The organism is Brevundimonas sp. SH203, assembly GCF_002157625.1.
GTDB lineage: Bacteria > Pseudomonadota > Alphaproteobacteria > Caulobacterales > Caulobacteraceae > Brevundimonas.
Genome location: NZ_BDMM01000007.1, coordinates 55030 through 76276 on the forward strand (window position 1 = coordinate 55030; position 21247 = coordinate 76276).

21 protein-coding genes are annotated in these 21247 nt (G+C 68.7%); 4 read left to right on the forward strand and 17 right to left on the reverse strand.

Annotated elements, in window-relative coordinates:
• Positions 1-6 precede the first annotated feature (6 nt).
• The 5 genes from SH203_RS13950 to typA all read right to left on the reverse strand — a co-directional run bounded on the left by SH203_RS13950 (position 7) and on the right by typA (position 8157).
• Positions 7-699 (reverse strand): GNAT family N-acetyltransferase, encoded by a 693-nt coding sequence (locus tag SH203_RS13950; RefSeq protein WP_087121564.1) that lies wholly within the window; start codon positions 697-699, stop codon positions 7-9.
• A gap of 75 nt (positions 700-774) precedes the next feature.
• On the reverse strand, positions 775-1824 hold the full coding sequence (gene trpS, locus SH203_RS13955; protein WP_087121565.1) for a tryptophan--tRNA ligase: 1050 nt from the start codon (positions 1822-1824) through the stop codon (positions 775-777).
• Between the two features lie 125 nt (positions 1825-1949).
• Positions 1950-3545 (reverse strand): murein biosynthesis integral membrane protein MurJ, encoded by a 1596-nt coding sequence (murJ, locus tag SH203_RS13960; protein WP_087121566.1) that lies wholly within the window; start codon positions 3543-3545, stop codon positions 1950-1952.
• Between the two features lie 36 nt (positions 3546-3581).
• Positions 3582-6281, reverse strand: coding sequence for a [protein-PII] uridylyltransferase (gene glnD, locus SH203_RS13965; RefSeq protein ID WP_087121567.1), 2700 nt, complete (start codon positions 6279-6281; stop codon positions 3582-3584).
• A 43-nt stretch (positions 6282-6324) separates the two neighbouring features.
• Positions 6325-8157 (reverse strand): translational GTPase TypA, encoded by a 1833-nt coding sequence (gene typA, locus SH203_RS13970; RefSeq protein WP_087121679.1) that lies wholly within the window; start codon positions 8155-8157, stop codon positions 6325-6327.
• A 247-nt stretch (positions 8158-8404) separates the two neighbouring features.
• Here typA and SH203_RS15555 point away from each other — a divergent pair, with 247 nt between their 5' ends.
• Entirely contained in the window at positions 8405-8710 is a 306-nt protein-coding gene (locus SH203_RS15555; RefSeq protein WP_159457573.1) for a UrcA family protein, read from the forward strand.
• Here the strand turns inward: SH203_RS15555 and SH203_RS13980 are convergent.
• From SH203_RS13980 to SH203_RS14000, 5 genes are all read right to left on the reverse strand, one after another.
• A complete protein-coding gene (locus tag SH203_RS13980) occupies positions 8707-9204 on the reverse strand; it encodes a GNAT family N-acetyltransferase (protein WP_087121569.1) in 498 nt (165 codons plus the stop codon). The two genes, SH203_RS15555 and SH203_RS13980, sit on opposite strands and share 4 nt — an antisense overlap.
• Complete coding sequence (locus tag SH203_RS13985; protein ID WP_087121570.1) at positions 9204-9653, reverse strand: DUF1178 family protein; 450 nt, start codon at positions 9651-9653, stop codon at positions 9204-9206. Before SH203_RS13985 ends, SH203_RS13980 begins: the two co-directional genes overlap by 1 nt.
• Positions 9654-9660: 7 nt before the next feature.
• Positions 9661-10500, reverse strand: a complete 840-nt coding sequence (locus tag SH203_RS13990; RefSeq protein ID WP_087121571.1) for a carbon-nitrogen hydrolase family protein — start codon at positions 10498-10500, stop codon at positions 9661-9663.
• Positions 10501-10504: 4 nt separating this feature from the next.
• Positions 10505-10762: a glutaredoxin 3 gene (gene grxC / locus SH203_RS13995; protein WP_087121572.1), complete on the reverse strand. Its 258-nt coding sequence runs from the start codon at positions 10760-10762 to the stop codon at positions 10505-10507.
• 62 nt (positions 10763-10824) lie between these two features.
• On the reverse strand, positions 10825-11619 hold the full coding sequence (locus SH203_RS14000) for a ComF family protein (RefSeq protein ID WP_087121573.1): 795 nt from the start codon (positions 11617-11619) through the stop codon (positions 10825-10827).
• Between SH203_RS14000 and SH203_RS14005 the strand changes: the two genes are divergently transcribed.
• Positions 11618-12520 carry a methyltransferase domain-containing protein gene (locus tag SH203_RS14005; RefSeq protein WP_087121574.1) on the forward strand — a complete coding sequence of 301 codons (903 nt, stop codon included), beginning with the start codon at positions 11618-11620 and terminating at the stop codon, positions 12518-12520. The genes SH203_RS14000 and SH203_RS14005 overlap by 2 nt on opposite strands.
• Here the strand turns inward: SH203_RS14005 and SH203_RS14010 are convergent.
• Genes SH203_RS14010 through SH203_RS14035 form a run of 6 tightly spaced genes read right to left on the reverse strand, consistent with a single transcriptional unit; the run spans position 12517 to position 15906 of the window.
• Positions 12517-12705: a Flp family type IVb pilin gene (locus SH203_RS14010; protein WP_087121575.1), complete on the reverse strand. Its 189-nt coding sequence runs from the start codon at positions 12703-12705 to the stop codon at positions 12517-12519. The two genes, SH203_RS14005 and SH203_RS14010, sit on opposite strands and share 4 nt — an antisense overlap.
• A gap of 25 nt (positions 12706-12730) precedes the next feature.
• On the reverse strand, positions 12731-13141 hold the full coding sequence (locus SH203_RS14015; protein ID WP_087121576.1) for a (deoxy)nucleoside triphosphate pyrophosphohydrolase: 411 nt from the start codon (positions 13139-13141) through the stop codon (positions 12731-12733).
• Positions 13138-13407, reverse strand: coding sequence for a type II toxin-antitoxin system RelE/ParE family toxin (locus tag SH203_RS14020; protein WP_159457574.1), 270 nt, complete (start codon positions 13405-13407; stop codon positions 13138-13140). Before SH203_RS14020 ends, SH203_RS14015 begins: the two co-directional genes overlap by 4 nt.
• Positions 13404-13619: a hypothetical protein gene (locus SH203_RS14025; protein WP_143275741.1), complete on the reverse strand. Its 216-nt coding sequence runs from the start codon at positions 13617-13619 to the stop codon at positions 13404-13406. Before SH203_RS14025 ends, SH203_RS14020 begins: the two co-directional genes overlap by 4 nt.
• A gap of 41 nt (positions 13620-13660) precedes the next feature.
• On the reverse strand, positions 13661-15052 hold the full coding sequence (gene argJ, locus SH203_RS14030) for a bifunctional glutamate N-acetyltransferase/amino-acid acetyltransferase ArgJ (RefSeq protein WP_087121579.1): 1392 nt from the start codon (positions 15050-15052) through the stop codon (positions 13661-13663).
• The gene (locus SH203_RS14035) at positions 15049-15906 is read right to left on the reverse strand and encodes a peptidylprolyl isomerase (RefSeq protein WP_087121580.1); all 858 of its coding nucleotides are present in this window, start codon (positions 15904-15906) and stop codon (positions 15049-15051) included. Before SH203_RS14035 ends, argJ begins: the two co-directional genes overlap by 4 nt.
• 294 nt (positions 15907-16200) lie before the next feature.
• On the opposite strand from SH203_RS14035, the gene secA reads away from it, so the two are divergent.
• Entirely contained in the window at positions 16201-19050 is a 2850-nt protein-coding gene (gene secA, locus SH203_RS14040; RefSeq protein ID WP_087121581.1) for a preprotein translocase subunit SecA, read from the forward strand.
• An 83-nt stretch (positions 19051-19133) separates the two neighbouring features.
• Positions 19134-20294: an aminotransferase class V-fold PLP-dependent enzyme gene (locus SH203_RS14045; protein WP_087121582.1), complete on the forward strand. Its 1161-nt coding sequence runs from the start codon at positions 19134-19136 to the stop codon at positions 20292-20294.
• On the opposite strand, the gene SH203_RS14050 is transcribed toward SH203_RS14045, so the two are convergent.
• Positions 20295-21200, reverse strand: a complete 906-nt coding sequence (locus tag SH203_RS14050; RefSeq protein WP_087121680.1) for a hypothetical protein — start codon at positions 21198-21200, stop codon at positions 20295-20297. It lies immediately after the preceding gene.
• Positions 21201-21247 lie beyond the last annotated feature (47 nt).

Below are 21247 nucleotides of genomic sequence, written 5' to 3' on the forward strand. Positions count from 1 at the left end.
CCTCCGTCAGTCCGCCAGAACCGTATAGGTCATCCGCGCCCGAACCTCGAACCCCAGCGAACCATAAAAGGCGATGGTCGCCGCGTGGTCGGCGAAGGCGTGCAGGAAGACGGTCTCTCCGCTGGCCAGAATCTCGGCGGCGACCGCGCGCGACAGGGCCGCGGCCAGACCCCGACCGCGGTGGTCGGGATGGGTGCAGACCCCGCTCAGTTCGGTAAAGCCGTCCACCCGCAGGCGCCGCCCGGCCATGGCGATCAGCTGCCCGTCCTGTTTCACCCCGATGAATGGCCCCAGTTTGCGGGTCGCCGACCGGAAGGGACCGGGCCGGGTCAGGGTCGCCAGCGCCAGCATGGCCGGCGCATCGGCCTCGGTCAGGGTCTCATAGCTTATCGACGGCCCGCCCGCCGTCAGGGCGCTCGCGGTCATCTGCACCAGAGGAATACGGCCGACGACACCGATCCCGTCCGGCAGGACGTCGGCGATGGGGCTGCCTTCGACCTCGATCAGACCTGCGCCGGGATGTGTTCGGGCGAGGTCGCCCAGCGCCGCGAGACTGTCGGGCGAACCGTCGGCGCAGGCCATGAAGACCCCGACCTCGGGGTCGATGCGAACCGCCCGGGGGCTGGAGTCCGGCGTTGCGAACGATGACAGTCGGGTGGTCAGCGCGTTCCAGACGGCGCGGTCGAGAGGATGGTTCATGCGCGCTGATCTAGGCGTTCACAGCGCCGGGCGGAACGGTCCGCCTGGACGCCGCGTCCGAAAATCGCCAGCGATTCAGGGGCGCCAGAAGCCGACGATCTTCTTGACCTCGTCGACCACCGGATCGGCGACCTCGGCGGCGCGACGGGCGCCGTCCGCCAGCACGCGGTCGATCTCGGCCGGGTCATCCAGCAGGCGTCGCATTTCCGCCGTGACGGGCGCCAGGGACGACACCGCCAGATCGGCCAGCGCCGGCTTGAAGGCGCCGAAGCCCTGGCCGCCGAACTCGGCGATGACCTGTTCGCGCGTCTGGCCCGACAGGGCGGCGTAGATGGCGACCAGGTTCCGGGCCTCCGCGCGGTCGTTCAGGCCGTCCAGGGTTTCCGGCAGCGGCTCGGGATCGGTCTTGGCCTTCCTGATCTTGGACGCGATGGTGTCCGCGTCGTCGGTCAGGTTGATGCGGCTGTTGTCCGACGGATCGGACTTGGACATCTTGGCCGCCCCGTCGCGCAGGGACATGACGCGCGTCGCCGGGCCCTGGATGACGGGCTCGGGCACGGGGAAGAAGCCGGGAACGCCGAAGTCGTTGTTGAACTTGGCGGCGATGTCGCGGGTCAGCTCCAGATGCTGTTTCTGGTCCTCGCCGACCGGAACCTCGGTCGCCTTGTAGAGCAGGATGTCCGCCGCCTGCAGCACCGGATAGGTGTAGAGGCCGACCGAGGCCCTTTCCTTATGCTTGCCCGACTTCTCCTTGAACTGGGTCATCCGGTCCAGCCAGCCGAGGCGGGCGACGCAGTTGAAGACCCAGGCCAGTTCGGCGTGGGCGCGCACCGACGACTGGGGGAAGATGATCGATTTCGCCGGATCGAGCCCGGAGGCCAGATAGGCGGCGGCGATCTCGCGCGTCTGGGCGGCCAGCTTGGCCGGGTCCTGCCACACGGTGATGGCGTGCATGTCGGCGACGAAGACGAAGACAGGCGCGCCCTGGTCCTGAAGCTCGACGAAACGCTTCAGCGCGCCGAGGTAGTTGCCCAGGTGCAGGGCGCCGGAGGCCTGGATGCCGGACAGGATGCGGCGCGGGCCGTCATAGGCCGGAGCGGCGGTCGGCGGGGTTTGATCGGTCATGAAATCGGGTCTCGAAAGGTCGAAAGGCAGGCGTGGCGACGGGTGCGGCGGTTCAGCCGCGCCATCGCCGGTCGGAAGTCGGGCCCGAGATCGTCATGGCCTCGCGCTTATCGGTTCTCCGCCGGTCAGTCCAGACCGGACGCCATGCCGCCGCCGGGCTCGCGACGAAGGGTCGCCTTCAGCTCCGACAGGGTGACGGCGCGGAAGGCCATCAGGCAGGCGCCGTAAAGCCCGGCCCCCGCGCCGCACACCGCCAGCACCGCGATCTCCTTGGCCAGGAAGATGCGGCTGAGCTGCGGATAGAAGACGCCGGCGGCGAACAGCAGGGCGGCCATCATGGCGCTGGCGGCGACGACGCGGGCGAAGCGCGACAGGAAGGCGGGCGACGGCCGCCAGCTGTTCTCGCGGATCAGCACCCCGCCCAAGAGGCCGACGTTGATCCAGGCCGAGGTGCTGGTGGCGATGGCCAGGCCCAGCACGCCGTCCCAACCCTGCGCGCGAAACCAGAAGAACAGGGCCGACCCCAGAACGACGGTCACGATCACGCTGGCGACGGCGAAGATCATCGGCCGCCGCGTATCCTGGCGCGCGAAGAAGGGCGGGGTCAGCACCTTGGCCAGGACGAAGGCCGGCACGCCCCAGGCGAACTGGCGCAATACGTCGGCGGTGCGGCTGGCGTCGGCCGAGGTGAAGGCCCCGCGCGTCACCGTCGCGTCGATGATGAAGAAGGGAATGACGAACAGGGCCACCGCCGCCGGCAGGGTGAAGGCCATGGCCAGGTTGATCCCGTCGTCCAGCGTCTTCTGCCCGCCTTCATGGTCGCCGGAAACGAAGGCCTTGGTCAGGCGCGGCACCAAAGCCAGGCCGATGGCCACCCCGACCAGACCCAGCGGCAGCTGGTACAGACGGTCGGCGTTATACAGCACCGAGCGCGCGCCCTCGTCCGAGCCGGTCAGGAACTGCGACACCAGAGAGTTGATCTGAAGCGCCCCGCCGGCCAGGGCGCCCGGTACGGCCAGGGCCAGGGTGTGGCGCACATTGGGCGTGATCCGGGGCAGGCCGATCTTCAGCCGCACGCCCAGCCGCCGCACGCCCCACCACAACAAGCCCGCCTGGATCAGGCCGGAAATCGTCACCGCCGCCGTCACCATCATCAGCACCGTCTCCTGCGGAATCGGCAGGACCAGCGGCGGCATCAGGGCGGCCAGGGTGCAGAGGTTCAGGAACACCGGCACGGCGGCGGACAGGGCGAACCGGCCGCCGGTGTTCAGCACGCCGGACAGCAGCGAGGCCACGGTCATGCAGGCCAGATAGGGCATGGCCAGCTGGGTCGCCGTCACCGCCGCGCGCAGCACCTCGGGCTGGCCCTGATAGGCGGACAGCAGCCATGGCATGATCCACGGCATGATCACCTGAAGCAGGATGCAGAAGCCCGCGACCACCGCCAGCATGAAGCTGAGCGCCTCGGACGCCGTCACCGCCGCCGCGTCCTCACCCTCACGCGCGCGCACCCCGCCATAAACCGGCACAAACGCCTGAGCGAAGGCGCCCTCGGCGAACAGACGCCGGAACATATTGGGCAGCATCAACGCCGTGGTGAAGGCGTCCATCATCGGCCCCTGGCCGAACCGCGCCGCCAGCGCCATGTCGCGCACGAAGCCGAGAATTCGGCTGCCCAGCGTCAGGCTGGACTGGACCAGGGTGTTGCGGGCGAGGCTCATGCGGACATTCGACAGAGAGCGGAAGATCGATTTCGCTTAGCGCGCTTGCTCGCCCGGCGATACGGGCTTGCGCGCCCGCCGGCCCAGTTCGGACACGTCACGGGCGCTGGCCCGGGCCGAGCGCACCTTGCGACCCGCCGGCGCGGGCGCGCGGCTGTCCAGCACGGCCTCCAGCGCCGTGCGCAGCTCGGCGATCCGCTGTTCGGACGTCAGTTTCCGTCCCTTGCGGTCCACGACATAGAAGCTGTCCACCGCCCGCTCGCCATAGCTGGCCACATGGGCCGAGCGGATGCCGAGGCCCTCGTCGTTGAACACGCGCGACAGGTCGGCCAACAGGCCGGGTCGGTCGGCGCACGACACCTCGATCACCGTGGCCGCCTCGCTGGCGTGGTGGTCGACCATGACCACGGGCCGGACCTCGAAGGCGGCCTTTCGGGCGTTTCCGGCGGGCTGGGGCGCCTGGCCGATCCGGCCTTCCCCGCGCGCGGCCTTCTCCAGCGCCTCGACCAGGGTCTTCAGCCGACGCGGCTCGGCCTGACCATAGGGGGCGCCCGCCCCGTCCTGAACGCGGAAGACGTCCAGCACCACTCCGTCCTCGGTCGCCACCCGCGCATCGGTGACGTCGGCGCCCAGGGCCGCCATGGTCTGGGCCAGGTCGGCGAAAAGGCCGGGCCGGTCGGCGGCGGCGATGGAGATTTCGGTGGTCTGGACCGCCAGTCCCTGAACCGGCGCCGTCGGGGACGCCTGCGCCGCCGCCCCGGTTTCGCGCGCGCGCCGGACCAGGGCCGGATGGGCCGCCAACGGGTCTTCGCGTGCCACGTCCTCACCCCGGAACAGGGCGGCGACCTGATTGTAGAGGGTCCGCATCAGCTGACCCTTCCAGCCGTTCCACACGCCCGGCCCCACGGCCCGGATGTCGGCGACGGTCAGGACCAGCAGCATCCGCAGCCGCTCGGGATCGCCGACCAGTTCGGCGAAGGCGCGAATGGTCGCCGGGTCCGACAAATCTCGCTTCTGGGCGTAATCGCTGAGCGTCAGATGGCTGCGCACCAGCCAGACGACCAGTTCGATCCGGCGCGGATCGACGCCCAGCCGTTCGCAGGCCCGGCGCGCGGCGATGGCCCCGTCCTCCAGCTGCCCCCGCTCGCCACCCTTGCCTACGTCGTGCAACAGCATCCCCAGCATCAGGGCCTCCATGTCCGAGATCAGCTGCACGATCTCGGTGGCCAGCGGGTGGTCGTCTTTCAGCTTGCCGCGCGCGATGTCGTTGATGACGCCGATGGCCTGCAGCGTATGCTCGTCCACCGTATAGGCGTGGTACATGTTGAACTGGGTCTGGCCGACGATCCGGCCCCATTCGGGCAGGAACCGTCCCAGCAACCCCGTCTCGTTCATGATGGTCAGCACGCGATAGGGCCGCTGCCCGTGGGCCAGCACGTCCAGAAAGGCGCGCGTCGCCGCCGGATCGCGCCTCAGCCGGGGCGTCACCAGCGACAGCGACCGCGTCACCGCCGAAAAGGCGTCGGGGTGCAGGTCCAGATCCTGTTTGTCGGCGGCGACGAACAGGGTCAGCAGCTTGACCGGATCGGCGGCGAACACCTCCGGCCCCTCGACCGACAGCCGCCCCTGGTCGATCCAGAATCCGTCGATGTCCAGCTTGCGCCGCGCCGGGCGGAACGGGGTCATCAGGCGCGACAGCCCCTGCGCCGTCTTCTGATGCCGCGCCTCCAGCTTGGCCGACATGGCGCGGGTCAGGGCGCCGACGTCGCGCGCCACCAGGAAGTAGCGCCGCATGAACCGCTCCACCGCCGGTTCGTCGCCCCGCCCGCGCCAGCCCATGCGCCGCGCCACCTCGGGCTGCATGTCGAAGGTCAGCTTCTCCTCGGCCCGCCCCGCGATCAGGTGCAGATGGATGCGCACCCGCCACAGGAAGTCGAAGGCCTCGTCCGAGGTGCGCCGTTCGCGCGGGGTGAACAGCTCGTCCATCACCGTCGCGCCCAGCCGGCTTTCCGGGGCCAGGGACCGGGCGATCCAGTACAGGGTGTTCAGGTCGCGCAGCCCTCCCTTGCCGTCCTTGACGTTGGGTTCGACCTTGTAGCGGGTCGAACCGGCCTTCTCGTGCCGCACGGCCCGTTCTTCCAGCTTGGCGGCGATGAAGGGGCGCGGGTCGGACTTGGACACCATGTCGCGAAACCGGCCGATCATCAGTTCGGCCAGGCGCTGATCGCCGGCCAGCGGTCGCGCCTCCAACAACGTGGTCCGCACCGTCATGTCGGTGCGCGACAGGCTGAGACATTCCTCGACCGAGCGCACCGACGGCCCGACCTTCGCCCCCAGGTCCCACAGGACGTAGAGGACGAATTCGATCACGCTCTCGCCGCGCGGCGTCGCCTTGGCGGGGCGCAGGAACAGCAGGTCCAGGTCCGAGAAGGGCGCCAGGACGCCCCGCCCATAGCCGCCCACCGCCACCAGCGACAGCCGTTCGCTCTCGACCGGCGAAACAGGAAACAGGGTCTCGGTCGCCACCCGCCACAGGGCCGTCAGCATGTCGTCGGCGGCCGCGGCGTACAGGCGGGCGACCTCGCGCCCCTTCGACCCGGCGTCCAGCTTGCGCTCGGCGCGGGTGCGGGCGGCCTCATAGGCTTCGCGCAGAACGAAAGAGACCGCCGCGCGCGGATCGTGCGCGGCGGCGGCCTCGTCTAGTCGGTCGTCCAGGCTGGGCGAAGCGGGGGTCATGTCGCCGGTATAGGCCTCAAACCCTCGTCGCGTCAGTCGGCGATTATTCCGGGCGGACGCGCTTCTTGCGGAACGAGGGGTTCAGCACCTGCTTGCGCAGACGGATGGACTTGGGCGTGACCTCGACCAGCTCGTCGTCGTCGATATAGGCGATGGCCTGTTCCAGCGACATCTGGCGCGGCGGGGTCAGGCGAACGGCCTCGTCCTTGCCGGCGGCGCGGACGTTGGTCAGCTGCTTGCCCTTGATCGGGTTGACGTCCAGGTCGTCCCAGCGGGCGTTCTCGCCGATGATCATGCCCTGATAGGTCTTTTCCCCGGCGCCGACGAACATGACGCCGCGATCTTCCAGGTTCCACAGGGCGAAGGCCGCCGTGTCGCCGTCCGAGTTCGAGATCAGCACGCCCTTCAGACGGCCGGCGATGGCGCCCTTGTGCGGCTCATAGTGGCTGAACACGCGGTTCAGCACGCCCGAACCGCGCGTATCGGTCAGGAACTCGCCCCGATAGCCGATCAGGGCGCGCGACGGCGCCTTCAGGCTGATGCGGGTCTTGCCGGCGCCCGACGGGCCCATGTCGGCCAGCTCGGCCTTGCGGGCCGACAGCTTTTCGATGACCACGCCGGTGAACTCGTCGTCCACGTCGATCATGACGTCTTCGATCGGCTCCAGCTTCTCGCCGTTCTCGCCTTCCTTGAACACGACGCGCGGACGCGAGATCGAAACCTCGAAGCCTTCGCGACGCATGTTCTCGATCAGAACGCCCAGCTGCAGTTCGCCGCGGCCAGCGACCTCATAGGCGTCGCCGCCTTCGGTCGTGGTCACGCGAATGGCGACGTTGGCCTCGGCTTCCTTCAGCAGGCGGTCGCGGATGACGCGCGACTGGACCTTGTCGCCTTCACGGCCGGCCAGGGGGCTGTCGTTGACCGAGACGGTCATGGAGATGGTCGGCGGATCGATCGGCTGGGCGTCCAGCGGCTCGGTCACTTCCATGGCGCACAGGGTGTCGGCGACGGTCGCCTTGGACATGCCGGCGATGGCGACGATGTCGCCCGCTTCCGAACCCTCGTCCAGCGGCTGGCGCTTCAGGCCGCGGAAGGCCAGCACCTTGGTGATGCGGCCGCGTTCGATTTCCTTGCCTTCGCGGTCCAGGGCATGGATCGCCATGCCGGGAACGGCCTTGCCGCTCTCGATCCGGCCGGTCAGCAGGCGGCCCAGGAACGGGTCGCTTTCGATCAGCACGTCCAGCATGCGGAACGGCTTGTCCTTGTTGGCCTGGACGGCGGGCGGCGGCACGTGGTCGACGATCAGGTCGAACAGCGGGGCCAGGTTGTCGTTGGGCTGGTTCAGGTCCAGCGTCGCCCAGCCGTTGCGGCCCGAGGCGTAGATGTGCGGGAAGTCCAGCTGCTCGTCCGTCGCGCCGATGGCGGCGAACAGGTCGAAGGTCTCGTTGTGGACGCGGTCCGGGTCGGCGTGGGCGCGGTCGACCTTGTTGATGCACAGGATCGGGCGCAGGCCCATCTTCAGCGCCTTGGTCAGCACGAACTTGGTCTGGGGCATGACGCCCTCTTCGGCGTCGACCAGGATGACGCAGCCGTCCACCATGCCCAGGATGCGCTCGACCTCGCCGCCGAAGTCGGCGTGGCCGGGGGTGTCGATGATGTTGATGCGCGTCTCGCCCGCCTTGCCGTTCCACAGCACCGAGGTGCATTTGGCCAGGATGGTGATGCCGCGTTCCTTCTCCTGATCGTTGGAGTCCATGGCGCGCTCGGTCGTCGCCTCATTGGCTCGGAACACGCCGGACTGGGCCAGAAGTTGGTCCACCAGGGTGGTCTTGCCATGGTCGACGTGGGCGATGATGGCGACGTTGCGCAGGTTCATGAAGGGCTCGGCCGGACTGTGTTCGGTCGCGGAGAATCCGCGCCGCTGCAAGGGATGCAGGCATTGGGGGGAGAAAGTTTCGCGGGCCTCATACAGGCATGTGGACAGAAACACCAGAGCGGGCGTCGGCGGCGATGATCGCGCCTTACCGATATTTCATCCGCCCCGCCGCATCCGAAGCCGTCGAACGGCTCCTCTTTCGAGCAACGGCCTGACCCCAGGGCCTGTCCTCGGATTGGAGAAGACGATGAGTTTGATGTTCGCCGCCGCCCTCGCCGGCGCCTTGTTCGCCGGCGAGGCCCCGGACATGCATGTCGATGCGCGGGGCCTGAACATGGCCCGGCCGGGAGAGGCCCTGATCCTGGCCGGACGGATTCGGGTCGCCAGTCGCGACTGGTGCGCGCTCCATCGCGCCGTCCTGACGCCCGACAGCCTCGGCGATCCTCGCGTCTGCGAGCGCGAGATGCGACGCCGGGCCTATGTCGCCCTGCCCCGGCCTCAACGTGGCGATTTCGTGCGGGCGGGCGGCCAGACTGCGCTCAATCGCCCCTAGAGCGCCCGCAGCATATAGCGGGCGTCGGGGCCGTAGCTGGCCAGTTTGGCCGCCATGGCCTCGGCCGGCTGTTCGACGAAGCCGTGGCGCGACCAGAAGCCGACCGCGTCGTTGACCGCGACCAGGGCGATGGCGGGCCAGTCGTCCTCGACGGCCTGTGCGGCCAGCCGCTCCACGATCGCGCCGGTCACGCCCCCGCCCCGCGCCTCGGGATGCAGGGCCAGGTCGTGCAGATAGATCAGGGTCGCCTCGGCCGGCAGTCCCTCGACCACCGTGTTCAGCGGCGGGGCGCTATCGGTCTTCCACGGATAGGCGATCAGATAGCCGCGCGCCGACCCATCCCCATCCGCCAGAACGAAACATCCGCGCGGATACAGGGCCAGCCGGTTCTCGAAACAGGCCCGGTCCTCGAAATGATTGGGAAACGACAGGCGCGCCACCGCCGTCACCGCTTCGATGTCGTCCGGCCGCATGGGCCGCCATTCCAGGGTCATCAGTTCACCTTCGACGGGTCGGGCGGCGCATCGGGCAGGGCCGAGACCGGAACGCCGTCGTCCTTCAGCTTCTTGACGTCGGCGGGCGTGGCCTCGCCGTAGATTTCCCGCTTTTCGGATCGGCCTTCGTGGATGTCGCGCGCCTCTCGGGCGAAGGCGTCGCCGACGTAATCGAAGTTGGCCTCGACATGGGCGCGCACCTCGCGGGCCGCCGCCATCATCAGGGTCTGCATCTTGCGCATGGCCTCGGGCGCGGCCGGATCGGGCGTCGCGTTCGCGCGCTTCGTTCCGCTGACGGAGGGCGCCATGACCGCCTTGTCGACCCCGCGCGAACCGCAGAACGGACATTCGACCAGGCCCCGCGCCGCCTGGTCGTCATAATCGGACGACGAGCCGAACCAGGCCTCGAACCCGTGGTCTTGGTCGCATTTCAGGGCGTATCGGATCATGAACGGATCAGGCGGGCGGCAGGAAGTCGCGGTCGTGGGTCAGGGCGGGTATGGCGGCGCGGGCGCGCGTCACCGCCTCCATGTCCAGTTTCGCCCGCACGATGCAAGGGTCGTCGTGATCGGCCTTGGCGATCACCTCGCCCCACGGCCCGACGACGGTGGAGCGGCCCCAGGTGCGCCGCCCGTCCTCGTGCAGCCCGCCCTGCGCCGGAGCCAGGACGAAGGCGCCGGTCTCGATGGCGCGGGCGCGCAGCAGCGTCTCCCAATGGGCCTCGCCGGTTGGGGCGGTGAAGGCGGCGGGAACCGCGATCATCGACGCCCCCGCCTTCGCCAACTGGCGGTGCAGATGGGGAAAACGGATGTCGTAGCAGATGGTCAGCCCCAGACGGCCCCAGGGCGTATCGGCGACCGCCGCCGCGTCGCCCGGCCGCACCGAAGCGCTTTCGCGGTATCGCTCGCCGTTCGGCAGATCGACGTCGAAGACGTGCAGCTTGTCATACCGCGCCGTGATCGCGCCCGACGGATCGACCAGCAGCGACCGATTGGCCGCCCGACCATCCCCGGTATGGCCTGACCGCACGATGGCCGATCCGATCAGCAGCCAGACGCCCAGCTCCGCCGCCAGCTGACGCAGGCCCAGAACCGCAGCGTCCTGATCCTCGTCGGTCAGGGCGGCGTCGCGGCGGCCGCGCCTCTGCTCCAGCAGATTGGTCCCCTCGGGCGTCAGGACGAAGCGCGCCCCACCCGACGCCGCCTCGCGGATCAGGGCGTCGACATGGGCCAGTCCCGCCGCCGCCGTCGCCGGGGTGCGGGTCTGGATCAGGGCGATGTCGAGCCCGCCGCTCACGCGATCAGGCCGCCAGCAGCGCGTCGAGCTTGCCCTCGCGATCCAGGGCGTGGATGTCGTCGGACCCGCCGACGTGCCGGCCGCCGATGAAGATCTGCGGGAAGGTCATGCGCCCGCCCGACTTCTCGACCATCTCGGCCTTTTTGGCGGGATCGTTGGAGGCCACGATCTCGGTATAGTCCGCGCCCTTCTTCTTCAGCAGCGACATGGCGCTGAAGCAGTAGGGGCAGCCGGGCTTGGTGTAGATGACGACGTCGGCCAAATCAGTTCTCCGAAGCTTGGGCCCTCCCGTGCGGCAGGCCGCCGCCGAGAAGCGCGATGGGGTTACATAACGATTTCGCGGGCGTTTCGCACCCGGGCCACGACCGCCAGGTCCACGGCCCGCGCGCCGGCGTCCAGCAGGGCGCGGGCGCAGGCCTCTCCGGTCGCGCCCGTGGTCAACACATCGTCGATCAGAAGGATGCGCCGCCCCCGGATGCGTCGCCGCCCCGCGTCGGTGACGGCGAAGGCCTTCTTGACGTTCAGACGCCGTCCGCGCTGGCTCTTGCCGCCCTGGCTGGTCGTATGGGTGGTGCGGATCAGGGCGTCGGGCAGATAGTCGCGGTTGGCGTGACGGGCCAGCGGCCGGGCGATCTCGGCCGCCTGGTTGAAGCGCCGCGACAACAGACGAAGCGGATGCAGCGGCACGGGCGCGACCGCATCCGCCGCCTCGACCAGATCGGCGGCGGCGCGTCCGATCCACTGCGCGAACAGCGGCGCGAACTGCTGCTGGTCCCCATGTTTGAACCGCAGGATCAGCCCGCGCGACGCTTCGTCGTACAGACAGGCCGCCCGCGCCCGTTCGAAGGCGTAGGGCCGGGCGATACAGGCCGCGCAACGATCCTCGGCGAAGGCGCCGCCGTCGTATTCGAACGCCGCCCCGCAGCCGTTGCAGACCGGCGCCTCCAGAAACCTGATCCGGCTCCAGGCGTCCGGCGTCAGGCCGGCTGCGGCCGTCGCCTCGCGGCTGTCGTGCGCCATCGGCGGCAGGATCAGGTCGGCCAGACCACGCCCCGCGCCGCGCAACTGTCGCCCCGCCCCTTCCCAGGCGCGTCGCCAACCCCCATCCTGTGCGTCCATGACCGCCCCTCAATCCCCTTCCGAAGGCCCCCCGCGCATCTTCGATCCGTTGCGGCGTCAGGCGCGGCTGGCGCGGTCCGCCGCCCGGTTCGCCCAGGCCGACTTCCTGCACGCCCGCGCCGCCGCCAACGCCGCCGAGAGCCTGGAAGCCATATTGCGCGACTTTCCCGTCGCGGTCGATCTGTCCGCCCATTCAGGCGTGTTCGAACGCGCGGTCAGGACCAGCGACGCCGCCGCGCGCCTGGGGCCGGTCGTGACGCCGCTGTCCCCGGCCCAGCGCGCGGCCCCCGGCGCCGAGGCCCTGCCGCTGGCGGACGGCTCGGCCGATCTGATCGTCTCCCTGCTGACGCTGCATTGCGCCAACGACCTGCCGGGCGCCCTGGCCCAGATCCGGCGTGCGCTGAAGCCCGACGGTCTTTTCATCGGCGCCCTGTTCGGCGCGGGCACGCTGAAGGAGCTTCGCGGGGTTCTGACCGAGGCGGAACTGGCCGAGCGCGGCGGCGCCCAGGCGCGGGTTTCGCCCTTCGCCGACGGCTATGACGGGGCGGCCCTGCTGCAACGGGCCGGTTTCGCCCTGCCCGTATCGGACGTGGATCGGTTCACGGTGCGCTATTCCGACCTGTTCGCCCTGATCCGCGACCTGCGCGCCATGGGCGAGACGAATGTGCTGCAGGGGACGATGCGCCCGCTGAACCGCCGCATCGTCGCCCGCGCGGCGGCCCTCTACGCCGAACGCCACGGGCTGGAGGACGGGCGCATTCCCGCGACGTTCGAGATCATTCACCTGGCGGGCTGGAAACCGCACGAAAGCCAGCAGAAGCCCCTGCCGCGCGGCTCGGCCAAGACGCGGCTGGCCGATGCGCTCGGCGTTCGCGAGCTGACGGGCGAGGAGCCGGACTAGCCGATCGTGGCCTTGATGGCGGTGCTGATCTTGTCCGCGGTTGCGGCCAGGCCGCCGTTATGGCTGTTCGCCATGGCGCCCACGGAGCCCACGATGGCCAGGAAGATCAGGGCGCAGATCAGGCCGTATTCGATGGCGGTGGCGCCGCTCTCGTCGCGCAGGAACCGGCCGGTAAGACGTCGCATGGCCGGCCTCCCTGGTCGGCGGTGGTTACAGCAGGTCGCGCAACCAGGCGACCAGAGGTTCGTCCGCCGGCGGCATGGGATAGTCCGAAAGCTTGTCCGGCTTCACCCAGGCCAGGCCGTCGTGTTCACGCGCCGTGACCACCCCGTCCCACCGTCGGCACAGATACAATGGCATCAACAGGTGAAACGAATCGTAAGCGTGGCTGGCGAAAACGAACGGCGACAGACAGTTTTCGCTGACGTCGACGCCCAGCTCTTCCTTCAACTCGCGGATCAGGGCCTGTTCGGGCCGTTCTCCCGCCTCGACCTTGCCGCCCGGAAACTCCCACAGGCCCGCCAGTTTCTTGCCCTCGGGACGTTTGGCGATCAGAACCCGCCCGTCCACGTCGATCATGGCGACGGCGACGACAAGCACGGTGGGCAGAGGTTCTGTCATTGTTGGCCGAGGTAGCGGAATTGGGAAAGCTGCACGTCGTCGTCTGTAACCGCGTAGTTGACGCGCACCCGTCGATCAAAGGTGAACTGATATATTCGTCCATCATGGCTGCGGCCCATGAAGGGAAAATCGGCGAAGGCCTCGCAGCGCTGTCGGATGTCCTCGACGAAGTCATACGCCGCCTGTGGAGAGTCCGAAGCGATCAGGTCGTAGATCGCCTCAAGATCGAACTCCGCGCTCGGCAGCCAGACGAGTTTGCGGCTCACGCCTTCGCGTCGCGCTTCAACCGCGCCTCGTGCCGGGCCAGAAGATTCAGGCGCACCTGTTCCGATGTCAGGGCCGGCCGGGGGTCGGCAAGCGCGCGGTCATGCTGAAGCCGTAGCCATTCCAAAGCGTCTTCGGACGGATGTTCGCTGTCCAGATCCGCATTCAATGCGTTGCTGACGAACGGCGGAAGCTCGTCGGCATAGCGGTTCAAGAGTTTCGGCCTGGCGCTCATGACCTCATCCTAACATGAAATCAGCTGCGATAGTCCCCGTTGATCTCGATATAGCCCTTGGTCAGGTCGCAGGTCCAAACCGTCGCCGACGCCCGGCCCGAGCCCACGTCGACGGTGATGTCGATTTCGGGGTTCTTCATATAGGCGGTCATCTTGGCCTCGTCGTAGGTCGGGGACGGGGCGCCGTCGACGGCGGCTTCGTGCGGGCCGAACCAGATGGCCAGATGGTCGCGATCCACCGGCTCTTCGGTCTTGCCGACGGCCATGACCACCCGGCCCCAGTTGGCGTCCTGACCGGCGATGGCGGTCTTGACCAGGGGGCTGTCGGCGATCGACTTGGCCAGCTTGCGGGCCGAGGCGGGGCTGGCGGCGCCGTCCACCGTCACCTTGACGAACTTGGTCGCGCCCTCGCCGTCGCGCACCAGCTGGTGCGCCAGGTCCAGCATCACCTTGTCCAGCGCGGCGGAGAAGCTCTTCAGCCGCCGGTCGCCGACCCGGCCGATGCGCGGCGCGCCCGACGTGCCGGTGGCGAACAGCAGGGCCGTGTCGTTGGTCGAGGTGTCGCCGTCCACGGTCACGCTGTTGAAGGTGGTGCGGACGTGCAGGCCCAGCAGCGCCTGCAGCACATTGGGATGGATGTCGGCGTCGGTGACGATGAAGGCCAGCATGGTGGCCATGTCCGGGGCGATCATGCCCGATCCCTTGGCGATCCCGGCGATGCGGACCTTGTAGCCCTCGATCTCGGCCTCGGCGTAGGCGCCCTTGGGGAAGGTGTCGGTGGTCATGATGCCGCGACCGGCCCTGGCCCAGGCGTCGGAATCCATGCCCTGTTCGATCTCGGGCAGTTTGGCGATGATCTTCTTTTCGTCCAGCACCACGCCGATCACCCCGGTCGAGGCCAGCATGACGTCGCGCTGGCGGCAGCCGAAGCGTTTGGCGACCTCGGAGGCCGTGCGCCGCGCCGCATCGGCGCCGGCCTTCCCCGTGAAGGCGTTGGCGCAGCCGGCGTTGACCACCAGGGCGCGCACGTCCTTGCCGCCCTCGGCCGAGCCCAGCTGCTTCTTGCACCAGTCGACCGGCGCCGAGCCGATCTTGTGGCGGGTGAAGACCCCGGCGCAGCTGGTGCCGCGCGCGAAGCGGAACACCACCAGATCGTCGCGCTCGTGCTTGTAGAAGCCCGCTCGGGCGGTGGCGATCTCGACCCCGCCGATGGGGGGAATGGTCGGGAAGGGCACGGCCAGAGGCGAGATCGCCAGGCCGGGCTTTCCGGCGGCCGCCGGCGTGGGCGTCGTCGCCGTCGGCTCCGATCCCGGCGTGCGCGTCGCGCGCTTCAGCGCCGTTGCGAACGGGTCCAGCGCCTTTTCCAGCGCGTGTTCGATCTTCTGGCCGGTCGTGGAGGGGGTCTTGGTCATGGTCGTGCGGCCGGTTGAGAGGGTTGGGCGGGCGGCGTCGGCGGGGCGGGCAATCGGACATCGACCTTGGACTTGCCGCGCAACTGCTCCAGCAGCTGGCGCACGCCCTCGTAGGTCAGATAGCGCACGATCTGCGGCCGGGCCTGCTCCAGGGTGGGCGGCGTCTCCTTGCGCCGGTCCTCGACCCGCAGCACCGCCCATCCGCCCTCGGTCTGGAACGGCCCGACCAGGGCGCCCGCGGGCTTGTCGCGCAGGGCGTCGGCATAGGCCTGGGGCATCACGTCCGGCGTCGAATAGCCCAGATCGCCGCCCGAGAAGCGCGTCGCCTCGTCGATGGAGCGTTCCATGGCCACCGCCTCGAACCCGGCGCCCTGGCCCAATATGCCGATCACGGCCTCGGCTTCGGGCCGGGTGCGCGACAGGATCAGCCGCACCCGGATCTCCTCGGCGGTCTTCGCCAGCCGCAGCTGCTCGTTATAAAGGGTCTGCACCGCCTGGTCGGACACGGCCTTGTCCACCACGCTCTCCACCAGCATGTCGCCCAGGATGCGTTCGCGCGTCGCCTCCAGCCGGCGCTGGGCCAGGGGCGAGGAATCCAGCCGTCGCCGTTGCGCCTCGCCCGCCAGCAGCTTCTGGTCGATCACCTCGTCCAGCACCCGGCGGAACAGGTCCGAGGTGATGTCCAGCGGCTCGCCCTCGCCGATCAACCCCTGCGCCACCGCCTCGCGCTTGACGTCCGAGGCCCAGATGGTCCGGTCCTGCACCGTCGCCACCGCCCGGTCGCCGGGTTCGGGCGGGCGGTCGCCCCCGCCGCGCGAACAGGCCGCCGTCGTCAGGCCGGCGGCCAGAAGCACCGCCAGAAGCGTGGTTTTTCGTGGGTTTGAGGGTCGCCGGAATGGGTTCAAGGGGGCGCTCCGTCGCAGGCGGCCGAAAGCCCCTCGCGTTGACAGGGGTTAGGCCGGTGCTTAAGTCCGCCCTGCGCCCAAGTCGAGGGGTTTTGATCGTCTGCGCGGCCCTTCGCGCGCGCCCGTTTCCGGCGCACCGGGGCCGTCATCGGTCCAGACCTCTCTCGCGGCGTCCCTATCGCCGCCCTCACGGGATTTCAGAGCCGCTCAGCTCGCAGACGCTCGACCGCTACCGGACCCATCATGCTCGGCTTCGCCAAGAAATTTTTCGGCTCTTCCAACGACCGCAAGGTCAAGTCCTTCCAGGACCACGCCCAGCGCATCAATGCGCTGGAGCCAAAGTTCGCCGCCCTGTCCGACGACGAACTGCGGATGATGACCGACGCCTTCAAGGACCGACTGGCCAACGGCGACACGCTGGAGAAAATCCTGCCCGAAGCCTTCGCTGTGGTGCGCGAGGCCTCCAAGCGCGTGCTGGGCCAACGTCAGTACGACGTGCAGCTGGCCGGCGGCATGATCCTGAACGAAGGCGGCATCGCCGAGATGCGGACGGGCGAGGGCAAGACCCTGGTCGCCGTGGCCCCCGTCTATCTGAACGCCCTGACCGGCAAGGGCGTGCACGTCATCACCGTCAACGACTATCTGGCCCGCCGCGACGCCGAGACGATGGGCAAGGTCTATCGCTTCCTGGGCCTGGAGGTCGGGGTCATCGTCAACGGCCTGAGCCAGGGTCAACGCCAACAGGCCTATAACGCCGACGTCACCTACGGCACCAACAACGAATTCGGTTTCGACTATCTGCGTGACAACCTGGTCTATGACCGGCGCGAGATGGTGCAGCGTCCGCACAACTTCGCCATCGTCGACGAGGTCGACTCCATCCTGATCGACGAGGCGCGCACGCCCCTGATCATCTCTGGTCCGACCGAGGACCGCTCCGACCTCTACAAGGTGCTGGACGCCCTGATCAAAGACCTGATCCGGGACAAGGACACCTATGAGCTGGACGAGAAGCAGAAACAGGTCCTGCTGACCGAACTGGGTTCGGAACGGATGGAGGAGGCGCTGGAGGCGGGTGGCCATTTCGCCGTCGACACCACCGGCCTCTATGACGCCGCCAACATCAGCCTGGTCCACCACGCCAACCAGGCCCTGCGCGCCAACACCCTGTATCAGCGCGACAAGGACTATATCATCAAGGGCGGCGAGATCGTCCTGATCGACGAATTCACCGGCCGGATGATGACCGGACGCCGCCTGTCCGAAGGTCTGCACCAGGCCATTGAGGCCAAGGAGGACGTCAAGATACAGCCCGAGAACCAGACCCTGGCCTCGGTGACGATCCAGAACTACTTCCGCCTCTACGAAAAGCTGTCGGGCATGACCGGCACGGCGGCGACCGAGGCCCAGGAGTTCGGCGACATCTACAAGATGGACGTGCTGGAGGTGCCGACCAACCGCCCGATCCAGCGCAAGGACTTCGACGACGAGGTCTACCGCACCCACGACGAGAAGAACCAGGCGATCGCCCGCCAGATCGCCGAATGCCATCTGGCGGGCCAGCCGATCCTGGTCGGCACCGTGTCCATCGAACGGTCGGAACAGCTGTCGGAGCTGCTGAACCGCTATGAGCACAAGGTCGAGGTCTCGCGCACGCTGAAGCGGGAGTATGCGGGCAAGACAAAGGAAGCCGAGAAGATCGGCGACGCCGCCTATGACATCACCTACGAGACCAGGCTGCGCGGCATTCCGCACAGCGTCCTGAACGCGCGCCAGCACGAACAGGAAGCCTATATCGTCGCCGACGCCGGCCTGCCCGGCGCCGTGACCATCGCCACCAACATGGCCGGCCGCGGCACCGACATTCAACTCGGGGGCAACCTCGAAATGAAGATGCAGAAGTGGCTGCTGGAGCAGCGCAACATGGCGGTCGAAGTCTCCCACGAGATGGAGATGGCCAAGGAAGCCGAGTTCAAGGCCGAGATCGCCGTCCAGAAGAAGATCGCTCTGGAGGCCGGCGGCCTGTTCGTCCTGGGCACCGAGCGCCACGAGAGCCGCCGCATCGACAACCAGCTGCGCGGCCGCACCGGCCGTCAGGGCGACCCCGGCGTGTCGAAATTCTACCTGTCCTGCGAGGACGATCTGCTGCGCATCTTCGCCGGCGACCGTCTGGACTCGATCATGAAGACCTTTGGGGTCGCCGAGGGCGAGGCCATCACCCACCCCTGGCTGAACCGCGCCATCGAAACCGCCCAGAAGCGCGTCGAGACCCGCAACTACGACATCCGCAAGAACCTGCTGAAATACGACGACGTCGTGAACGACCAGCGCAAGGCCGTGTTCGAGCAGCGTCAGGAGTTCATGGACTCCGAGGACCTGTCCGAGCTGGTGGGTGACTTCCGCCGCGACGTGGTCTCCGACCTGGTCGAGCGCTACATGCCGCCCAAGGCCTATGCCGAACAGTGGGACATCGACGGTCTGGACGAGCGGGTCCGCTCGACCCTGGGCCTTGAGCTGCCGCTGCACGACTGGGCCGCCGAGGAAGGCGTGTCGAACGAGGAGATCGAGGAACGGCTGCTGGAAGCCGCCGACGCCCGCGCCGCCGAACGTCTGGACATGATCGGCGCCGAACAGACGCGCGGTCTGGAAAAGCAGTTCATGCTGCAAATGATCGACATGCAGTGGCGCGAACACCTGGTTCACCTGGACCATCTGCGCGGCGTCATCGGCCTGCGCGGCTATGGCCAGCGCGACCCGCTGCAGGAGTACAAGACCGAAGCCTTCTCCCTGTTCGAGAGCCTGCTCTACGACCTGCGCCACAATGTCACCCGCTGGCTGATGACGGTGGAGTTCCGCTTCCAGGCCCCGCCCGAACTGCCCGAGTTTCAGGAAATCCACCTGAACCCCGGCACCGGCGAGAATGAGATGGCCAATCCCTCGGCCCAGAACCCGGAACAGACGCTGATCGGCGACGACCGCGCCAGACTGCCGGTCGAGATGCTGCCGCCCGGCTGGGAAATGACCGGCCGCAACTCGCCCTGCCCCTGCGGTTCCGGCCGCAAGTTCAAACACTGCCACGGCGCTCTCGTTTAAGAGGCGCGCTACGCGCGGCGCTATCGCTCGCCGCGCAGCGGCTCGCTGCTTGAGCGCGGGGTGAGATGTCCTAAAGAAGAGGGATGGCCTATAAATCCCTCTTCTCCCGCGCCCTGTCGGCGGCGCCGGATCGGCTGCATTTCGCGGCGCACAGCCATCACCTTTGGCCTGACGCCAGTTTTGAGGCCCAGCAGCAGGCGTGGCTCGACGCCAACCGGCACGCGGATCACAAATGGGATCTGGTGTTCGGCCAGGTGATCCCAGAGGCTCAGGCGCAGGTCGCCGCCGAGCTGAACCTGCCGTCGCCCGACACCGTCGTCTTCTCCTCCAACACCCATGACTTCCTGCTGCGCCTGTTCTCGGGCGTGGAGCGGTCGCCGGTGCGGATGCTGTCCACCGACGGCGAGTTCCATTCCTTCCGGCGTCAGGCGGATCGGTGGGAAGAGGTCGGGGCGGCGGTGGTGACGCGCGTGCCCCTGGCGCCCTTCGACACCTTCGCCGAGCGTTTCGTCGCCCAGGCCCGGGCCGGTGGCTACGACTGGATCGTGGTCAGCCAGGTCTTCTTCCGCACCGGCGGCCTGTTCGACCGGATCGGCGATTTAGCCGACCTGGCCCGGCCCGAAGGGCCTTGGGTTCTGGTCGACGGCTATCACGGCTTCATGGCGACCCCGACCGACCTGTCGGCCTTGGCGGACCGGGTCTTCTATGTCGCAGGCGGCTATAAATACGCCATGGCGGGCGAGGGCGCCTGTTTCCTGCACGCCCCGCCCGGCTTTTGCCCCCGGCCCGTCGTCACGGGCTGGTTCGCGGAGTTCGGCGATCTGAGCGGGCCGCCCGGCGGGGTTCAGTATCGCAGCGACGGCGGCCGGTTCTGGGGCGCGACCTTCGATTGTTCGGCCCTGTATCGTTTCAATGCGACGCGGCGGATACTGGGCGAGCAGGGGCTGGACACCGCCGCCGTCGCCGCCCACGCCCGCGATCTGGCCGCCCGGTTCCAGTCGGCGGTGATCGAAGGGCGCGCAGGTCCGCTGGCGGAGGCTGAAATCCTCAATCCCGTCGAGGGCCTCGCGCCCCGCGCCCGTTTCCTGGCGCTGCGCCACCCCGACGCCCCCGCCTGGTGCGCCGGATTGAGGCGGGCGGGCGTCGTCACCGATGTCCGCGACGACGTGATCCGTTTCGGCTTCGGCCTGTATCAGGACGCCGAGGACGTGGATCGGCTGATCGCCGCCTCGGCCGCCCTCTGATCAATAAAAGGTGGTGTCTTCCTGCTGGCTGGGCGCGGGCGCCGCGCGCGAAGGGGGCCGCGTGGACGGGGATGCGGGCCGTGTGGGCGCCGGGCTCGGGTTCTGGACCTGGGCGGGCGGCGCGGCGGGCGATCCGTTCGGCGGCGCAGTCACCGGCGGAATGGTCGGCAGGTCGGGATAGGGCATGGCCGGCGCTCCGCCCTCCGGCGCGGCCGGGTCTTCGTCGAGCGCGGTTGCCGCATCCATCGGCGCGCCCAGCCGATCTGGCGCCCCGACATCGTCGCGGATGAAGGCCCAGGCCCGGCTGTCGGCGCAGCCGCAGGCCTTCAGAAACCCGTCCCGGTCGCGCCACAGGATCAGCGGATAGCTGATCTTCACGCCCGAGGCCCGCAGCATCCGGCTCAGCTGTTCGTCGAACCGCCGTCCGCCCTCGATCACCGCCGAGCGCGCCAGATTGCCGTCCGCCTGGGGCAGTCCGGCGGCGGTCCAGCTTCGGGACGGGGTGGCCATCCAGCGTTCGTAGAGCGGCCAGTCCCGGCTCAGCCAAAGTTCCGCGACCGTGGCCCGTTCGGCGGCGGTGGATCGCGACGCCCCCTCCGCATCGGGCCGGGCGAACAGGATGAAGCGCGTCTCCACCCCGGCGGCCTTCAGCTTGGGCGCCTCGTCGCGCAGATAGCGACGACCCGACGCGCTGTCGCGATAGGTGACGATGTAGAGCGGCTGGCCGCCGCTGCCGTCCGACACCCACGACGCCTCGTCCAGCAGCCGTTGCACCTCGGCGGCGTCGCGGCTGATCGTGACCGGCTGGAACCGGGAGTAGAAGTTCCAATAGGCCCAATAGCCCGCGCCGGCGAGCAGCAGGCCGATTACGGCCGCGACGATGGACCCCAGGATAAATCGACGCATAGGGACGTGATGCTCCAGCTTCGCCATTAGAACACGATCAACGCCCG

Bases quoted from the DNA above. Each gene is read 5' to 3' on its own strand.
- SH203_RS13950 (WP_087121564.1), bottom strand. From the start codon at position 699: ATGAACCATCCTCTCGACCGCGCCGTCTGGAACGCGCTGACCACCCGA.
- trpS (WP_087121565.1), bottom strand. From the start codon at position 1,824: ATGACCGATCAAACCCCGCCGACCGCCGCTCCGGCCTATGACGGCCCG.
- murJ (WP_087121566.1), bottom strand. From the start codon at position 3,545: ATGAGCCTCGCCCGCAACACCCTGGTCCAGTCCAGCCTGACGCTGGGC.
- glnD (WP_087121567.1), bottom strand. From the start codon at position 6,281: ATGACCCCCGCTTCGCCCAGCCTGGACGACCGACTAGACGAGGCCGCC.
- typA (WP_087121679.1), bottom strand. From the start codon at position 8,157: ATGAACCTGCGCAACGTCGCCATCATCGCCCACGTCGACCATGGCAAG.
- SH203_RS15555 (WP_159457573.1), top strand. From the start codon at position 8,405: ATGAGTTTGATGTTCGCCGCCGCCCTCGCCGGCGCCTTGTTCGCCGGC.
- SH203_RS13980 (WP_087121569.1), bottom strand. From the start codon at position 9,204: ATGACCCTGGAATGGCGGCCCATGCGGCCGGACGACATCGAAGCGGTG.
- SH203_RS13985 (WP_087121570.1), bottom strand. From the start codon at position 9,653: ATGATCCGATACGCCCTGAAATGCGACCAAGACCACGGGTTCGAGGCC.
- SH203_RS14005 (WP_087121574.1), top strand. From the start codon at position 11,618: ATGACCGCCCCTCAATCCCCTTCCGAAGGCCCCCCGCGCATCTTCGAT.
- SH203_RS14000 (WP_087121573.1), bottom strand. From the start codon at position 11,619: ATGGACGCACAGGATGGGGGTTGGCGACGCGCCTGGGAAGGGGCGGGG.
- SH203_RS14010 (WP_087121575.1), bottom strand. From the start codon at position 12,705: ATGCGACGTCTTACCGGCCGGTTCCTGCGCGACGAGAGCGGCGCCACC.
- SH203_RS14015 (WP_087121576.1), bottom strand. From the start codon at position 13,141: ATGACAGAACCTCTGCCCACCGTGCTTGTCGTCGCCGTCGCCATGATC.
- argJ (WP_087121579.1), bottom strand. From the start codon at position 15,052: ATGACCAAGACCCCCTCCACGACCGGCCAGAAGATCGAACACGCGCTG.
- secA (WP_087121581.1), top strand. From the start codon at position 16,201: ATGCTCGGCTTCGCCAAGAAATTTTTCGGCTCTTCCAACGACCGCAAG.
- SH203_RS14045 (WP_087121582.1), top strand. From the start codon at position 19,134: ATGGCCTATAAATCCCTCTTCTCCCGCGCCCTGTCGGCGGCGCCGGAT.
- SH203_RS14050 (WP_087121680.1), bottom strand. From the start codon at position 21,200: ATGCGTCGATTTATCCTGGGGTCCATCGTCGCGGCCGTAATCGGCCTG.